We start from the raw sequence: 15,299 nt of genomic DNA, 5'->3' as shown, positions 1-15,299 counted from the left end.
GTTTTCCGGAGTTTCATTCATCGGATTCGCATTCCGTCGCCCCTCTCGGTGCGACTCCGGAACTGTACGGGGACCGGCCCGCCACATGCAAATCGCCCCCGTCCGGGCATCCGGGCGGGGGCGATCGAAGAGCGGTCGGCCGGCTCGGCGCCGGCTCAGCGCCTGCTCAGCGGACCTCGGTGATCTCCGGGCCGCGGGCGAACGGGTCGAGCGCGGCGCCGCCGAAGCGGTTGCTGTCGCTCTCTCCGGCAGCGGCGGCTGCCCCGCCACCGTCGGCCACCATCTGCGCGTCCTCGGGAAGCTTCAGCACGATCGGGTCGCGCGGCGCCATCGGGGTCTCGCCACGGACGACGACGGTCTGCTGGAAGACCTGCTCCAGGATCCCGGCCATCTCCGGCTGCACCGCGGCCTGGCCCGAGATCACACCGCGCAGGAACCAGCGGGGCCCGTCGCAGCCGACGAAGCGCACCAGCTGGACACCCTGCGTGCCGTCCGGCAGCTGCACGGGGACCTGGGCCCGGAGGTGCCAGCCGAGCGGGCCCTCCTCCTCCTCGATGAGGCCGCCCTGCGAGGTGATGCCGTTGGCGATCTCCTCACGGACCTCGCCCCAGATGCCCTCGGACTTGGGAGCCGCGAAGGCCTGGAGCTGGATGGCGCTGTTGCCGAGGACCAGCGTCGCGGCCACGATCGCGTCCCCGGCCACCTCGACGCGCAGTTCCATGCCCTCGACACCGGGGACCAGCAGGCCTCCGAGGTCGACCCGGCCTTCCTCCGGCTGCTCCAGCTCGGAGTGGTCCCACGGACCGTCCGGACGCGGAGCCGGCGGCAGGCCGACCCGCTCCGCCGGGTCCAGTTCGGTCACGTTCTCGCTCTCGGCGGAACCTTCGACGTCATCGGCCGGCTCGTCGGCGCTGATGGCGTCGTCGGCGAGCTGCTCGACAGCGTCCTCGCTCTTCTGGCGACGACGGAACACGGTCACTGTCCTTCCCGGTCCAAGACCGATGCGAATACCTGCTCGGCTTCCTGCGAGGCCGCGGGCAGCCTAGACCGCGGCGTGGCCGCCGGTCGACCCGAACCCGCCCTCGGCTCGTGCCGACCCGGGCAGTTCGGCCACCTCGTGGAAGCGGGCCTTCTCGACCTGCTGGATCACCAGCTGGGCGATCCGGTCCCCTCGGCGGAAGCTGACGGCTTCGCGCGGGTCCAAGTTGACGACGATCACCTTGATCTCTCCACGGTACCCGGCATCGACCGTCCCTGGGGCGTTCACCAGAGCAACTCCGCAACGAGCTGCGAGCCCGGAGCGCGGGTGGACGAACGCCGCGTAGCCGTCCGGCAGCGCGACGGCGATGCCGGTGGGCAGGACGATCCGCTCACCGGGGGCCAGTTCGGCGTCGACGGCGGTCCGCAGATCGGCGCCCGCGTCACCGGGCTGCGCGTACGCGGGCAGCGGCAGCTCGGTGTCGATTCGCCTGATCAGGACGTCTACCGGCGGACGGGGGGTGCTGCTCAAGGGTTCACCTCAAAGGCTCGGGCGCGCTTCATCAGATCAGGGTCGTCGAGGACCTTCTCGATGTCCTCGGGACGACCGTGCTTGGTGAAGTGTTCCAGCTTCACCTGGATGAAGAGTGCCTGGGCGCGGAGCGCGACCGGGCCGTCGGGCCCGCCGATCCGCGCCTCGCCGGCGCTGTAGATCTTCCGGCCGTGCACGCCGGTGATCCAGGCGCGCAGGTGCAGCACGGAGTCGACCGGCACCGGGCGGACGAAGTCGGTCTCCAGCCGACCGGTGACGGCCGGGGCGTGCAGCAGCCAGTTCAGCGTGCCGAGCGTCTCGTCCATCGCGGTGGTCAGCAGCCCGCCGTGGGCCAGGCCGGGGCCGCCCTGGTGGGCGGAGCGCACGGCGAACTCGGCGGTGACGTCGAGGCCCTGGCCCGCCACCGCGTCGATCCGCAGCCCGCCCGGGTGCTCCGGACCGCAGCCGAAGCAGTGCTCGTAGTGCGAGCCGAGCCGGCTGCCCGGGGCCGGGGCCTCGGGGGCGCGCGGGGGCAGGACGGCGCCCGGCGGGGGCGTGGTGGGCGAGAGCGGCAGGGGCGGCGCCGGCCGCTCGGACGGGGAGGCTGGGGCTACGGAACCGGTCACGGTTCCCAACCCTACCGACCGGTAGCCGGTCCGGGCCCGGGGGTGCCGTCCGCCGTCGGCCGTAACGGCGACCACAATGGGGGCATGTACGACGAACGCCTCACCGTGCCGCGCTCCTGGTGGTTGCTCCCGGTCGCGATCGGGCTCACGCTCGCATTGATCCTGCTGCGTCTCAGCGCGGTGGGCGCGCTGGTCGGGCTGGTGGTCGGGATCGCCGCCGGCGCCGCCGCGATCAGCAGTTACGGCTCCGCCCGGATCCGGGTGGTGCAGGGTTCCCTGGTGGCCGGCCAGGCCCGGATCCCGGTCGACGCGCTCGGCGCCGCGCACCCGCTCAGCCCCGCCGAGGCGATGGCCTGGCGCGGCCCGAAGTCGGACCCGCGCGCTTTCATGCTGCTGCGCAGCTACGTCCCGACCGCCCTGCGCGTCGAGGTCAGCGACCCGGCCGACCCGACCCCGTACCTCTACCTGTCGACGCGCTCGCCGATGAAGCTGGCCGAGGCGCTGGACGAGGCCCGGCGCGGCGCCCGCGCCTGACCCGGCTCCGTTCTCCGGGCCGGATCCGGCCCGGAGAACGGAGAGGGACGGTTCCGCGATGCGGGACCGTCCCAGATGTCTCCGTACTGCACGAGCTGCTGCCACGCCGCGCAGTGCGCGGTACCGCGCCGGTACGAATCGGCGCGGTACTGCCGGTACGCCCGCCTCGACGGCCGTCGCCGGTACTGCCGTCCGGCCCCGCTGCCCGGGGCCGGAAGGGGCGGTGTGCCGGTCTCACGAGGTTCCGCGAGCCCGGGCCCATGGCCGCCCTGATACTCAGGCGCCGCAGTCCCGGCAGATCGGGTTGCCGTTCTTCTCGCTGTACAGCTGGCTGCGGTGGTGGACCAGGAAGCAGCTCATGCAGGTGAACTCGTCGGCCTGGCGCGGCAGCACCCGGACCGAGAGCTCCTCGTTCGAGAGGTCCGCGCCGGGGAGCTCAAGGCCCTCCGCCGCTTCGAACTCGTCGACGTCGACCGAGCTGGTGCTCTTCTCGTTCCGCCGGGCCTTGAGTTCCTCGATGCTGTCCTCGTTGAGGTCGTCATCGGTCTTGCGTGGGGTGTCGTAGTCAGTTGCCATGTTTTCGCTCTCCCCCTCCGGGTTGTGCGGTGTGTGCGGTATCTCCAGCGCACGTAACGCATGGGGGGCCGGTCTTGTGCCCGACCCGAGGCGGAGATTTTGCCTTACTTCAAGCCCTGTTACTCAATCGACACTCAGCCAGGGGTCCGTTGGAGTGATCCGATCGGGCGCGGGAGGCCTCACGCTGGGCCATCCCCGACCGGCGGGCGGGCCCGCCCACCGGACACGCTCAGTCATCAGAGGCCTTGCGACCACTCGATCGTTCCCTTGCCCACCAGGGCTCTCGGCCGATCCGCCCGGACCGCATCGACCCCGAACCCGGTCACGGAACGCAACCGGAGTGGCCTCGACCATGATCACGCTCCGAGACCGACCCACCCCGTGGAGCGACACGGTGTGACCTTGCTCACGTTCCGAATCTTCCGGGGCAAACCACGGAAAATCCACCCAACAGGAACGGCCGGGTCCACGGCCCGGCGCGTCCTGCGGTTCGTGTCCGGCTGCTACTGGGCGGCCTTGCGGGCGGCCCGGCGGGCCAGCAGGGCGGCCTGCCGCTCGTCGAACTTGGTCGCCTGCGCGTCCAGCCCCCCGAGGAAGACGCCGAGCTCGTCCTGGGCCCGCAGACCGACCGGACCGAGGCCGCCGACCTCCATCACCTTGAGGTGGCGCAGCACCGGCTGCAGCACGTCGTCGTGGTGGATGCGCAGGTTGTAGACGCCGCCGATGGCGATCTGGGCGGCGGCCCGCTCGAAGCCGGGGATGCCGTGGCCGGGCATCCGGAAGTCGGTGACCACGTCGGCGATCGCGCGCATGGCCTGGTCGGGGGCGATCTCCAGGGCGGCCTTCAGCAGGTTTCGGTAGAAGACCATGTGCAGGTTCTCGTCGTTGGCGATCTTCGCGAGCAGCTGGTCGCAGAGCGGGTCGCCGGCGGAGTGGCCGGTGTTGCGGTGCGAGATCCGGGTGGCCAGCTCCTGGAAGGCCACGTAGGCGACCGAGTGCAGCATGCTGTGCGAGTTGTCGGACTCGAAGCCCTCCGACATGTGGCTCATCCGGGCCCGCTCGAGCTCGTTCGGGTCCACGGCCCGGGTGGCGAGCAGGTAGTCGCGGATGGCTATGCCGTGCCGGCCCTCCTCGGCCGTCCAGCGGTGCACCCAGGTGCCCCAGGCACCCTCGCGGCCGAACATGGTGGCGATCTCGTGGTGGTAGCTGGGGAGGTTGTCCTCGGTCAGCAGGTTGACCACCAGCGCCACCCGGCCGAGCGGGGTCACCTGCGACTGCTCCAGCGACCAGGGCTCCCCGCCCAGCACACCGTCGAAGTCGCGGCCCTGGCTCCACGGGACGAACTCGTGGGGCATCCAGTCCTTGGCGACCTTCAGGTGGCGGTTGAGCTCGGTCTCCACCACCTCTTCGAGGGCCATGATCAGCCGCGCATCGGTCCAGGCGCTGGAACCGGTCGGGGCGGTGCGCTGCACGGGGGCGATGGTCACGTGTGTTGCTCCAGGGGGACGGGCACGCGCGGGACGGGCGCGTTGGGCGGGCACGTCGGGGACACCGAAGTCGGGACGCACTTACGGTTGCGTAGGTTACGACACCGTAAGTTGCTCGGACCGGAAATGACAAGCCGCCCCCGCCAGGCCTTATGTCGTCTTGACGGGCCTGCCGGGGGCGGCGGGATCGGTCAGCGCACGGAGCGCGGGTGGGACGGGCGGCGCAGCGGGGGCGAGACGGGCCTGTGGGGGTGCTCAGGCCGCCGGGATCCGGACCCGCATGGTCAGGCCGCCACCGGAGCGCGGGGTGGCCTCGATGGTGCCTCCGTGCGCCCGGACCACCGAGCGGACGATGGACAGGCCGAGTCCGACACCCTTGTCGCTGCGGGTGCGGTCGGCGCCCTTGACCCGGCGGAACGGCTCGAAGATGTGCTCCAGCTCGTAGCCGGGGACCACCGGGCCGGTGTTGGACACCACCAGCTCGCCGCCGCCGGGCACCTCGGCGGTGGCGATCTCGACCCAGCCGTCGGCGGAGTTGTAGCGCACGGCGTTCTGCAGCAGGTTGAGCGCGATCCGCTCCAGCAGCACGCCGTTGCCGGAGACCACGGCCGGGTTCAGGGTGGCGCGCAGCTCGACCTCGCGCCGGTCGGCCTCGGCGCGGGTCTGCACCAGGGCGCGGGTGGCGACCTCGGAGAGCTCCACCGGCCGGCGGTCGGTGAGCTCGTTGTCGCTGCGGGCGAGCAGCAGCAGGCCCTCCACCAGTTGCTCGCTGCGCTCGTTGGTGGCCAGCAGGGTCTTGCCGAGCTGCTGGAGGTCGGCCGAGGCGGCCGGGTCGGAGAGCTGGACCTCCAGCAGGGTCCGGTTGATCGCCAGCGGGGTGCGCAGCTCGTGCGAGGCGTTGGCGACGAAGCGGCGCTGGGAGTCGAAGGAGCGGTCCAGCCGGTCGAGCATGTCGTCGAAGGTGTCGGCGAGCTCCTTGAGCTCGTCGTCCGGCCCGTCGAGCTCGATCCGCCGGTGCAGGTCGGACGAGGCCACCTCGCGCGCGGTGCGGGTGATCCGCCCGAGCGGGCGCAGCACCCGGCCGGCCATCGCGTAGCCGGCGGCGAAGGCGATCACGGCGAGGCAGACCAGCACCGTGAGGGCCTTGCGCAGCAGCGTGTTGAGGGCCGCGTTGGAGGCGACCTCGTGCCGGCTGGCGAGGTACTGGTTGAACTGCTCGCTGCTCATCGGCACGCCGTTGACGGTGATGTCCTTGCCGAACAGGAAGGGCGGCGGCTGGACGTCGTGCAGGGCCTGCCGGACGAAGAAGTACATCAGCAGCAGCAGGACGACGCCGGCCATCAGGAACATGCCGCCGTAGAGCAGGGTGAGGCGGATCCGGATGGTCGGGCGGAACGGCAGCCAGGCGAGCATCCCGTCGCCGGGCACGTAGGTGTCGCGCGACGCGTGGTGGAGCAGGGGCGCCCGCGGTGCGTGCGCGGGCTTCGGCGGCACGGGCCCGGGCGGTACGGCGCGCGGGCCGCCGGCGGGCGCGCCGGAGGGCCCGCCGGCCGGGGGCGGGGTGGTCATGATCGTCCTCTCGGGGCGTCCGCCGGGGCGGTCGCGTGGTGGGGGTGGGGCCCGCGGGTGTCCGGCCGGAGCCGGTCAGATCCGGTAGCCGGAGCCCGGCACGGTGACGATCACCGGCGGGTCGCCGAGCTTGCGGCGCAGCGTCATCACGGTGACGCGCACGACGTTGGTGAACGGGTCGGTGTGCTCGTCCCAGGCCTTCTCCAGGAGCTGCTCGGCGGAGACCACGGCGCCGCCGGCCCGCATCAGCACCTCCAGGACGGCGAACTCCTTGGGAGCGAGCTGGACGGGCCGCCCGTCGCGGATCACCTCGCGGCGGCCGGGGTCGACGGAGATGCCGGCGCGCTCCAGCACCGGCGGCAGCGGGACGGTCGCGCGGCGGCCCAGCGCCCTTACGCGGGCGACGAGTTCACTGAAGGCGAAGGGCTTGGGGAGGTAGTCGTCCGCACCGATCTCCAGACCCTCGACCCGGTCGCTGATGTCGCCGGAGGCGGTCAGCATGATCACCCGGGTGGCCAGGCCCTGGTCGACCACGCTGCGGCAGACGTCGTCGCCGTGGACCAGTGGCAGGTCCCGGTCGAGCACCACCACGTCGTAGTCGTTGACCGCGATGCGCTGGAGCGCGGCCTCCCCGTCGTACACCACGTCGACGGCCATCGCCTCGCGGCGCAAGCCGGTGGCGACGGCCTCGGCGAGCAGCTGCTCGTCCTCGACGACGAGAACCCGCACGGTCGTTGTCCCTTCTCCAGGCCGGCCCCGGAAGCGGACGCGCGGCTCCGACGGTGCCTCCATCCTGCCTGGTCGTGCGGTAAAGCAGCGATAAGCTGCCCCGGAGGCAGGAGCGCCCGGGGGCGCGACCGCCGCCGCGACGACGGCCTCCGTCCCGATTCGTGCCGGGAACACTCCGCTTGGACTGTGACACGGGCAACTTTCTCGCCCGGGGAGGTTTCCCCGACCAGGGGCTGGGGAGGACAGCTGCACACCCGCGATCCGGCTGACGGCCGATCGCACCCACCCGCCGTGCGTTCATCCGCGCCGGCCCTGGGGCTGGGGCGTCACCGGGAGCGGCCGAGGGCCGTCTCCGCGCCCGACCGGAGATCACGACCTACCGGATCGGACGCTTCCGCTGGCTACCACGATCCTGGGGCGGGGGACGCACGAACGTGCACGTCCGACACAGTAAGGGGGCCCGTATGGACGCCTTCACCGCCGGAATCCTGCAGCGCATAGCCAACGCCGAGCAGGACCTGCACCGCGCGATCGAGGCCGGGGACGAGTTCCTCGCCGAGGTGGAGCAGTCCGAGCTGGACGACCTCCGCCGACTCGCCGCCGAACACGGCGTCGACACGGTGCTGGAGCGCCACCGCAGCGCTGCCTGACCGACCTGCCGACCCGACGCCGGACTCCGGCACCAGCGGCCCTGTGGGGGCCGTGCGAAACCTCAAGCCCTGGCATTCCCCGTATGCCAGGGCTCTTCGCTGCCCGGACACCGGCCGGGGGGCCGGGTTCCGCACCACCGCGGAACCCGGCCCCCCGGCCGGGGCGGGTCAGTCGGCCCAGGCGCGCAGCCGCGCCAGCCGCTCCTGGAGCGGCTCGTAGACCCCGGGCGCGGCCGCGACGGTCAGCTCGCCGTCCGGCCCCTCGCCGGGGCGGCCGCCGACCAGGGCGCCGGCCTCGGTGGCGATCAGACAGCCGGCCGCGCGGTCCCAGGGGGCCAGTCCGCGCTCGTAGTAGCCGTCCAGGCGCCCGGCCGCGACGTCGCACAGGTCCACGGCGGCGGCGCCGCCGCGCCGGATGTCACGGACTTCCGGCATCAGCGCGAGCAGCACCTCGGCCTGCCGGACGCGCACCGCCTGCACGTAGTTGAAGCCGGTGCCGATCAGCGCCTGCCCCCACGGCGGGGCCGGGCGGGCCGACACCGGCCGGCCGTCCAGCCGGGCGCCCCGGCCCAGCACCGCCTCGAAGAGCTCCCCGCGCGCGGGGGCGTGGACCACGCCGACGACCGCCCGGCCGTCCAGCTCGGCGGCCACGCTGACGGCCCAGGAGGGCAGCCCGTAGAGGTAGTTGACGGTGCCGTCGAGCGGGTCGACGACCCACCGGACCCCGCTGGTGCCGGGCCGCTCGGACCCCTCCTCGCCGAGGTAGCCGTCGTCCGGGCGGCGGGCGGCGATCAGCTCCAGGAGGAGCTTCTCGGAGGCGAGGTCCATCTCGGTCACCACGTCGACCGGGCTGCTCTTGGTGCCCGCGACCCCCAGGTCGGCGGGCCGGCTGTCGCGCAGCAGGGCGCCAGCCCGGCGGGCGGCGTCCAGGGCGACGTCGAGCAGTTCGTCCAGCAGGGCGGCGGGCGGGGCGGCGGGTCCGGGGCTGGGCACGGGGTCTCCTCGGTGCGGGGTCAGCGCTCGGCGGCGGCCGGGCGGGGGGCGCGCGGGTTCGGGCAGCAGGCCACCGCGCACACGTCGTGGCTGGGGCCGAGCGCGCCGAGGGCGCAGCGGGTCACGGGCGCGCCGCGTTCGGCGGCGGCCCGCTCCAGGACCAGTTCCCGCACGGCGGCGGTGAACCGGGGGTCGGCACCGACGGTGGCCGCCCGGGCGACGGGCAGGCCGAGCTCGGCGGCCTTCGCCACCGCCTCGGTGTCCAGGTCGTACTTGACCTCCATGTGGTCGGAGACGAAGCCGATCGGGACCATCACGACGGCGGGCGCGCCCTGCGCGTGCTGCGCCTCCAGGTGGTCGCAGATGTCGGGCTCCAGCCACGGGGTCTGCGGGGCGCCGCTGCGGCTCTGGAAGACCAGCTCCCAGGGGCGGTCGGCGACCCCGGTCCGCTCGGCGACGGCCGCCGCGATCAGCCCGGCGACGTCCAGGTGCTGGGCGACGTACGCGCCGCCCGGCCGGCCCCGGGCCGGGTCGTCCGGCGCGCCGGAGGTCTGCGCCATGGTGTCGGGGACGGAGTGCGTGGTGAACGCCAGCCGGGCACCGGCCCGCACCGCCTCGGGCAGCCGCGCCAGCGCGGCCAGCGTGGCGTCGATCATCGGCTCGACGAAGCCGGGGTGGTTGTAGAAGTGCCGGAGCTTGTCGACCCGGAGTCCGGACAGCCCCTCCTCGGCGAGCCGGGCCAGCGCGTCGGCGAGGTTCTCCCGGTACTGGCGGCAGCCGGAGTAGCCGGCGTAGGCGCTGGTGGCGAGGACGGCGACACGGCGGTGCCCGTCGGCGGCGAGCTCGCGCAGGGTGTCGGTCAGGTGGGGCGCCCAGTTGCGGTTGCCCCAGTAGACCGGGAGGTCCAGCCCGTGCTCGGCGAAGTCCTTGCGCAGCGCGGCGAGCAGCTCGCGGTTCTGCTCGTTGATCGGGCTCACGCCGCCGAACATGAAGTAGTGCTTGCCCACCTCCTTGAGCCGCTCCTTGGGGATGCCGCGTCCCCTGGTGACGTTCTCCAGGAAGGGGACGACGTCCTCGGGGGCCTCGGGCCCGCCGAAGGAGAGCAGGAGCAGGGCGTCGTAGGGAGCGGCCCCGGTGGGTGAGGGATTGCGCACGTCGGACATGGGACCGATCCTGCCATTGAGGGGCCGGACCGCGACGCCGGGATCGCACCGGTGTCCGGAAAATACGGTTTGCCAAGGTACGTAAGCTGTGTAGTCCAGCCTCGTTCCTTACTCCTGCGGAGCTCCCGTGCTGTCCAGCTACCGCCAGATATTCGCCGCCCCCGGCACTCTGGCCTTTTCCACCACCGGCTTCGTCTCCCGGCTCCCGATCTCGATGACCGGCATCGGCATCGTGACCATGCTCTCCCAGCTGAGAGGCTCCTACGGGGTGGCGGGCCTGGTCTCGGCGACGCTGGCGGTGTCCGCGGCCGTGCTCGGGCCGCAGGTCTCCCGGCTGGTGGACCGCCACGGACAGCGCCGGATCGTCCTGCCGGCCACCGCGGTCACCGTGCTGGCCGCCGTCGGCCTGCTGCTCTGCGCCCGGCTGGAGGCACCGGACTGGACGCTGTTCCTCTTCGCCGCGGGGATGGGCGTGATGCCGAGCACCGGCGCGATGGTCCGCGCCCGCTGGGCCCACCTCTACCGGGACGACGCGCCCAAGCTGCACACCGCGTACTCCTTCGAGGCCGTGGTCGACGAGATCTGTTTCATCGTCGGCCCGATCCTCTCGATCGGCCTGGCCACCGCCGTCTTCCCGGAGGCCGGGGTCCTGCTCGCCGGGCTCTTCCTCATGGTCGGCGTGGTGCTGTTCGCCGGGCAGCGCTCCACCGAGCCCCCGGTCCACCCGGCCGCCCGGCACGCCGGCAGCTCGGTGATCCGCAACCGCGGCCTCCAGGTGCTGATCCTGACCTTCGTCGCGACCGGGGCGATCTTCGGCTCGGTCGAGGTCGTCACCGTCGCCTTCTCCGAGGCCCAGGGCCACAAGTCCGTCGCCAGCGTGATCCTGGCCCTGTGGGCGTTCGGCTCCTGCCTGGCCGGCGTGGTGTTCGGCACCCTCCGGCTCAAGGGCTCGATGGCCGCCCGGTTCTTCGGCGGCGTCCTGTTCATGGCCGTCAGCATGGTGCCGCTGCTGCTGGCCGCCGAGTCCGTGCGGGGCGTGGGCGGACTGATCGCGGTCGGCGCCGCCCTGCTGGTCGCCGGCATCGCCATCTCCCCCACCCTGATCACCGCGATGGCCCTGGTCGAACGGCTCGTCCCGGCCTCCCAGCTCACCGAGGGCATGACCTGGACCACCACCGGGCTCGCCCTCGGCGTCGCCCTCGGCTCCTCGGCCGGCGGCTGGGTGGTGGACGCCTCCGGCGCCGCCGCCGGATACTGGGTGCCGGTGACCGCCGGGGTGTTCGGCGTACTGACCGCCCTGGTCGGCCTGCGGCGCCTCGGAACGGGCCTGGCCGCCGCCTCAGCCGGGCAGCCGGCCGCCGAGACCGTAGACCTCGAACGGTGAACTGACTACTCTCCTGCCTACTCGCGGGTCCTACCCGCGGGTAGGGACACCCGGGCGGCCCCCACCGCCCGGGAGCGCGCCGACACCGTTCGGCCACGGAGCAGGAGGCACCGCATGCCCCAGGCCAGTACCGCACCCCGTACCCGCTGGACCAACTGGGCCGGGAACCAGAGCGCGCACCCCGCCAAGGTGGTCACGCCCGGCACGGCGGAGGAACTGGCCAAGGAGATCACCCGGGCCGCGGACCAGGGGCAGGGCGTCAAGGCGGTCGGCTCCGGCCACTCCTTCACCGCGATCGCCTCGGCCGAGGGCGGCGTCCTGGTCCGCCCCTACGCGATGACCGCCGTCCGCGCCATCGACCGCGAGGCCGGGACCGTCACCGTCGAGGCCGGCCTCCCGCTCGCCCGGCTCAACCGCGTGCTGGCCGCGGCCGGGCTCTCGCTCACCAACATGGGTGACATCGAGGTGCAGACGGTGGCCGGCGCGACCAGCACCGGCACCCACGGCACCGGCCGGGACTCCGGCTCGCTCGCCGCCCAGATCCGCGCCCTGGAGATCGTCCTCGCCGACGGCAGCGTCCGGCACTGCTCGCCCACCGAGGACCCGCGGCTCTTCCACGGCGCCCGGCTCGGCCTCGGCGCCCTCGGCGTGATCACCGCGGTGACCCTCGCCGTCGAACCGGCCTTCCTGCTCACCGCCCACGAGCAGCCGATGCGCTTCGACGAGGTGCTCGACCGGCTCGACGACCTCACCGCGGTGAACGAGCACTTCGAGTTCTACTGGTTCCCGCACACCGACCGCTGCTCCACCAAGCGCAACAACCGCAGCCAGGGTCCGGCCGCCCCGCTGCCCCGCTTCAAGAGCTGGCTGGAGGACGACTTCCTCTCCAACACGGTCTGGGAGGGCGCCTGCCGGGTCGGCCGGCGCTTCCCCCGCAGCGTCCCGACCATCGCCTCGCTGGCCAGCCGCGCCTGGTCGGACCGCAGCTACACCGACACCGCCCACAAGGTGTTCACCAGCCCGCGCAAGGTCCGCTTCACCGAGATGGAGTACGCGGTGCCGCGCGAGGAGCTGGCCGGGGTGCTGCACGAGCTCAAGGCCATGATCGAGCGCTCCGACTGGCGGATCAGCTTCCCCGTCGAGGTCCGGTTCGCCCCCGCCGACGACCTCTGGCTCTCCACCGCGAGCGGCCGGGACACCGCCTACATCGCCGTCCACCTCTACCGGGGCACCGCCGAGCAGGGCTACTTCACCGAGGTGGAGAAGCTGATGACCGCCCACCGGGGCCGGCCGCACTGGGGCAAGCTGCACACCCGCGACGCCGGCTACCTCGCCGAGGTCTACCCGCACTTCGCCGACTTCACCGCGCTGCGCGACGAGGTCGACCCGCGGCGGGTCTTCGGCAACGACTACCTGCGGCGGGTCCTGGGCGCCTGACCGCCCTCAGCCGGCGGCCGGCCCGGTCGGCGCGCCGCTCGGGGCGGGCGGGGCCGGGGTCGCCGACCCGGCCGGCTTCGACGCGCTCCCGGTCGGCGCGGACGACCCGCCGGACGGACCTCCGGACGGACCGGCGGACGGGCTGGCGGACGGACCGGTGGACGGACCCGCGGAGGGCGACCCGGACGGCGTCCCGCTCGGACCCGCCGAGGGCGAGGCCGTACCGCCGCTCCCCGCACTCGGGCTCCCGACCGGGGTCGCCGGCTCCGAGGCCGCACCACCACTCCCGGCCGACGGCGAGGGCGAAGCACCGCCGGTGCCCCGCGACGGCCCGCCCGACGGCCCGCCCGAGTGATCGCCCGCCGGCGGGTCGGCCGGCTTGGGGGCGACCGTGCCGCCCAGTGAGGTGCCGCTGCCCGACTCCCCCTTCACCGTCGCCGAGACCGGCTGCCCGGTCGCCAGCTCGAAGGCGAGTATCGGCATCATCGCCAACACGAAGACCAACGCGGACACCGCCCCGTACGACTTCCAGGTCCAGCGCCGGCGCGCCCGCACCACCCGGGGTTCGTTCCACGCCGGGGAGATCACCGGCGCCCGCGTGTCGGAATCCGGCACTTGGCGCAGCCCGTTCACCACCGGCCTCGGGCCGGTGCGGTCCACCGCCCCGCGCAGTTGCTCACCGGTGCGCCGGAAGAGGTGCTGGAACACCGCACCACCGGTGGTCGCGCCGACGCTGACCACGGCCGCGCCCAGAATGGTTCCGTAGACGCCGAGTTCGGAGGCGAGCAGGGCGCCCACCACGGTGGCCAGCGCACTCGCCGCGACCTGAGCCACACTCAGGTCAATTCGCCTGCGACCTTCCTTGCCGCCCTCCTCGGCGGGCTTCTGCTCCGGCATCGACATCCCTCGGTCAGTACGACTGGTCTTCGAACAAGTCACTCCATCTTGCCCAAAGAAGGACACAAGGGTCGAAAATGCGGTTCTGTGCGGGGGATATATGTGAAGATGATCACCGTGCATCGGTCGGCCGTCGGCCATTGGGGGTGCGCGCTCTTGAGATTCCCGTGAATCGCGGGAGACTTGAGCGGCGAGCCGCCCCTTTGGATGCCACGAATGGAGTACTGTTCGTAAAGCCTGAGCCTTGGGTCGACTTGTCGACTGCCTATCAACCGGCAGATTGACGAAGAGCCACGGAACAGGCACGCACGGCGACGCCCGTCCCGGATCGTCGCGTCACTGCGCGTGCGAGGACGGCCGGGACACCCAGGCGCGACGTCGACGGATGACGTGGCAAAAAGGCAACCGTGCCACAGCGGTGTGACCGGGCGTAAGCCCGACACGCCGGGGAACTCAGCAAGGTTGTGGCCAGTCGCGAGCGGGCAGGCCACACTCAGTACGGGAGCAGCGACGCAGGTGACGTCGGCAGGCACCACCCGGGAGGTAACCGTGCCCGAACTGCGGGTTGTGGCCGTCAGCAACGACGGCACACGGCTGGTGCTCAAGGCCGCCGACAGCACGGAGTACACCCTCCCCATCGACGAGCGGCTGCGCGCCGCCATCCGTGGTGACCGTCCACGCCTCGGCCAGATCGAGATCGAGGTCGAGAGCCACCTCCGCCCCAGGGACATCCAGGCGCGGATACGAGCCGGTGCCTCCGCCGAGGAGGTCGCGCAGGCGGCCGGCATCTCCGTGGACCGGGTCCGCCGCTTCGAAGGGCCGGTGCTCGCGGAGCGCGCCTTCATGGCCGAGCGGGCCCGCAAGACCGCGATCCGCCGCCACGGCGAGTCCTCCGGCCCCCAGTTGGGCGAGGCCGTCGCCGAGCGGCTCGCGCTGCGCGGCGCCGAGAAGGACACCGAGCGCTGGGACTCCTGGCGGCGCGACGACGGCACGTGGGAGGTCATCCTCTACTACCGGGCCGACGGCGAGGGCCGCAGCGCGTCCTGGACGTACGACCCGCCGCGGCGCCTGGTCCAGCCGAACGACGACGAGGCCCGCGCGCTGATCGGCGAGAACGTCGAGCGCGAGGAGGAGTCGGTCTTCCCGTTCATCCCGCGGATCGCGCGGCTCCCCCAGGAGCGGCCGCCCCGCCCGATGATCGACCGGCCCTCGGCCGACCGGATCATGTCCTCCCGCGAGGTGCGGGAGTCCCGGGAGGCCACCGCCGAGTCCCGTGACTCGCTGACCAGCCTGCTCGACGTGGTCCCCGCCTTCCGGGGCGACCTCGCGGTCGGCCCCGCCCCGATCGAACCGGTGCCGCCCGTCGAGGTCGCCGAGGAGACCGAGGAGCCCGCCGCCGCGGCCGCACCGGCGGTCGGCGCGGGCTCGGCGTACGCCGACATCCTGATGCCGCGTGCGGTCGCCCCGCACCGGGAGCGGCTGGTGGGCACCACGGACCGGCAGGCCGAGGCGGACGGTGTCCGGCCCGGGCGCCGGGCCACCGTGCCGAGCTGGGACGAGATCGTCTTCGGCAGCCGGCGCAAGAAGCAGGAGTAGGCAGACGTGGAACGAGGGGTGGGGGGGCGGGCGGCCCCCCCCCCCACACCCCGTTCCTCTGTCAGCCGGGCGGGGCGGGGACCGCCCCCCCGATCGGAAGAGCGGGGGGGGGGGGGCGAGGGGTGTTGTGGGGGGGGTGTTGTAGGGG

General features: G+C 73.1%; 15 protein-coding genes. 5 read left to right on the top strand and 10 right to left on the bottom strand.

Translation table 11 applies throughout. The features are described from left to right. Positions 1 to 166: 166 nt before the first annotated feature. The 3 genes from ACZ34W_RS37400 to ACZ34W_RS37390 all read right to left on the bottom strand — a co-directional run bounded on the left by ACZ34W_RS37400 (position 167) and on the right by ACZ34W_RS37390 (position 2,085). Complete coding sequence (locus ACZ34W_RS37400; protein ID WP_329489901.1) at positions 167 to 973, bottom strand: DUF3710 domain-containing protein; 807 nt, start codon at positions 971 to 973, stop codon at positions 167 to 169. Between the two features lie 69 nt (positions 974 to 1,042). Beyond that, positions 1,043 to 1,510, bottom strand: a complete 468-nt coding sequence (gene dut, locus ACZ34W_RS37395) for a dUTP diphosphatase (protein WP_465610780.1) — start codon at positions 1,508 to 1,510, stop codon at positions 1,043 to 1,045. Continuing rightward, positions 1,507 to 2,085 (bottom strand): PaaI family thioesterase, encoded by a 579-nt coding sequence (locus ACZ34W_RS37390; RefSeq protein ID WP_465610782.1) that lies wholly within the window; start codon positions 2,083 to 2,085, stop codon positions 1,507 to 1,509. Before ACZ34W_RS37390 ends, dut begins: the two co-directional genes overlap by 4 nt. A gap of 135 nt (positions 2,086 to 2,220) precedes the next feature. Between ACZ34W_RS37390 and ACZ34W_RS37385 the strand changes: the two genes are divergently transcribed. After that, the gene (locus tag ACZ34W_RS37385; protein ID WP_329489899.1) at positions 2,221 to 2,670 is read left to right on the top strand and encodes a DUF3093 domain-containing protein; all 450 of its coding nucleotides are present in this window, start codon (positions 2,221 to 2,223) and stop codon (positions 2,668 to 2,670) included. Positions 2,671 to 2,946: 276 nt separating this feature from the next. Here the strand turns inward: ACZ34W_RS37385 and ACZ34W_RS37380 are convergent, their stop codons facing one another. The 4 genes from ACZ34W_RS37380 to ACZ34W_RS37365 form a co-directional block, all read right to left on the bottom strand. Continuing rightward, positions 2,947 to 3,246, bottom strand: a complete 300-nt coding sequence (locus tag ACZ34W_RS37380) for a DUF4193 domain-containing protein (RefSeq protein WP_073924890.1) — start codon at positions 3,244 to 3,246, stop codon at positions 2,947 to 2,949. A 503-nt stretch (positions 3,247 to 3,749) separates the two neighbouring features. Next, a complete protein-coding gene (locus ACZ34W_RS37375) occupies positions 3,750 to 4,733 on the bottom strand; it encodes an acyl-ACP desaturase (protein WP_329489898.1) in 984 nt (327 codons plus the stop codon). Between the two features lie 255 nt (positions 4,734 to 4,988). Beyond that, complete coding sequence (locus ACZ34W_RS37370; RefSeq protein ID WP_380388621.1) at positions 4,989 to 6,302, bottom strand: sensor histidine kinase; 1,314 nt, start codon at positions 6,300 to 6,302, stop codon at positions 4,989 to 4,991. Between the two features lie 75 nt (positions 6,303 to 6,377). Then, positions 6,378 to 7,031 (bottom strand): response regulator transcription factor, encoded by a 654-nt coding sequence (locus tag ACZ34W_RS37365; RefSeq protein WP_329489897.1) that lies wholly within the window; start codon positions 7,029 to 7,031, stop codon positions 6,378 to 6,380. 464 nt (positions 7,032 to 7,495) lie between these two features. Between ACZ34W_RS37365 and ACZ34W_RS37360 the strand changes: the two genes are divergently transcribed. Next, positions 7,496 to 7,681, top strand: coding sequence for a hypothetical protein (locus tag ACZ34W_RS37360; protein WP_329489896.1), 186 nt, complete (start codon positions 7,496 to 7,498; stop codon positions 7,679 to 7,681). Between the two features lie 168 nt (positions 7,682 to 7,849). Here the strand turns inward: ACZ34W_RS37360 and ACZ34W_RS37355 are convergent, their stop codons facing one another. Beyond that, a complete protein-coding gene (locus tag ACZ34W_RS37355; protein WP_465610776.1) occupies positions 7,850 to 8,674 on the bottom strand; it encodes an inositol monophosphatase family protein in 825 nt (274 codons plus the stop codon). A gap of 20 nt (positions 8,675 to 8,694) precedes the next feature. Continuing rightward, positions 8,695 to 9,837 (bottom strand): ferrochelatase, encoded by a 1,143-nt coding sequence (locus ACZ34W_RS37350; protein ID WP_465610774.1) that lies wholly within the window; start codon positions 9,835 to 9,837, stop codon positions 8,695 to 8,697. Between the two features lie 127 nt (positions 9,838 to 9,964). Here ACZ34W_RS37350 and ACZ34W_RS37345 point away from each other — a divergent pair, with 127 nt between their 5' ends. Both ACZ34W_RS37345 and ACZ34W_RS37340 read left to right on the top strand, forming a co-directional pair. Continuing rightward, the gene (locus ACZ34W_RS37345; RefSeq protein WP_329489893.1) at positions 9,965 to 11,221 is read left to right on the top strand and encodes an MFS transporter; all 1,257 of its coding nucleotides are present in this window, start codon (positions 9,965 to 9,967) and stop codon (positions 11,219 to 11,221) included. Between the two features lie 114 nt (positions 11,222 to 11,335). Next, a complete protein-coding gene (locus tag ACZ34W_RS37340) occupies positions 11,336 to 12,658 on the top strand; it encodes a D-arabinono-1,4-lactone oxidase (RefSeq protein WP_465610772.1) in 1,323 nt (440 codons plus the stop codon). 6 nt (positions 12,659 to 12,664) lie between these two features. On the opposite strand, the gene ACZ34W_RS37335 is transcribed toward ACZ34W_RS37340, so the two are convergent. Continuing rightward, positions 12,665 to 13,555 (bottom strand): hypothetical protein, encoded by an 891-nt coding sequence (locus ACZ34W_RS37335; RefSeq protein ID WP_465610770.1) that lies wholly within the window; start codon positions 13,553 to 13,555, stop codon positions 12,665 to 12,667. Between the two features lie 516 nt (positions 13,556 to 14,071). Here ACZ34W_RS37335 and sepH point away from each other — a divergent pair. Further along, positions 14,072 to 15,151: a septation protein SepH gene (gene sepH, locus ACZ34W_RS37330; RefSeq protein ID WP_352294203.1), complete on the top strand. Its 1,080-nt coding sequence runs from the start codon at positions 14,072 to 14,074 to the stop codon at positions 15,149 to 15,151. Positions 15,152 to 15,299: the final 148 nt, after the last annotated feature.

This window comes from Kitasatospora sp. NPDC022856, assembly GCF_055561235.1.
This window is presented reverse-complemented; position numbering and strand designations above follow the sequence as displayed.

What these genes read in the sequence shown, in the direction of transcription:
- ACZ34W_RS37385 (WP_329489899.1), top strand. Translation starts at nt 2,221, where the DNA reads ATGTACGACGAACGCCTCACCGTGCCGCGCTCCTGGTGGTTGCTCCCG.
- ACZ34W_RS37380 (WP_073924890.1), bottom strand. Translation starts at nt 3,246, where the DNA reads ATGGCAACTGACTACGACACCCCACGCAAGACCGATGACGACCTCAAC.
- ACZ34W_RS37370 (WP_380388621.1), bottom strand. Translation starts at nt 6,302, where the DNA reads ATGACCACCCCGCCCCCGGCCGGCGGGCCCTCCGGCGCGCCCGCCGGC.
- ACZ34W_RS37360 (WP_329489896.1), top strand. Translation starts at nt 7,496, where the DNA reads ATGGACGCCTTCACCGCCGGAATCCTGCAGCGCATAGCCAACGCCGAG.
- ACZ34W_RS37350 (WP_465610774.1), bottom strand. Translation starts at nt 9,837, where the DNA reads ATGTCCGACGTGCGCAATCCCTCACCCACCGGGGCCGCTCCCTACGAC.
- ACZ34W_RS37340 (WP_465610772.1), top strand. Translation starts at nt 11,336, where the DNA reads ATGCCCCAGGCCAGTACCGCACCCCGTACCCGCTGGACCAACTGGGCC.
- ACZ34W_RS37335 (WP_465610770.1), bottom strand. Translation starts at nt 13,555, where the DNA reads ATGCCGGAGCAGAAGCCCGCCGAGGAGGGCGGCAAGGAAGGTCGCAGG.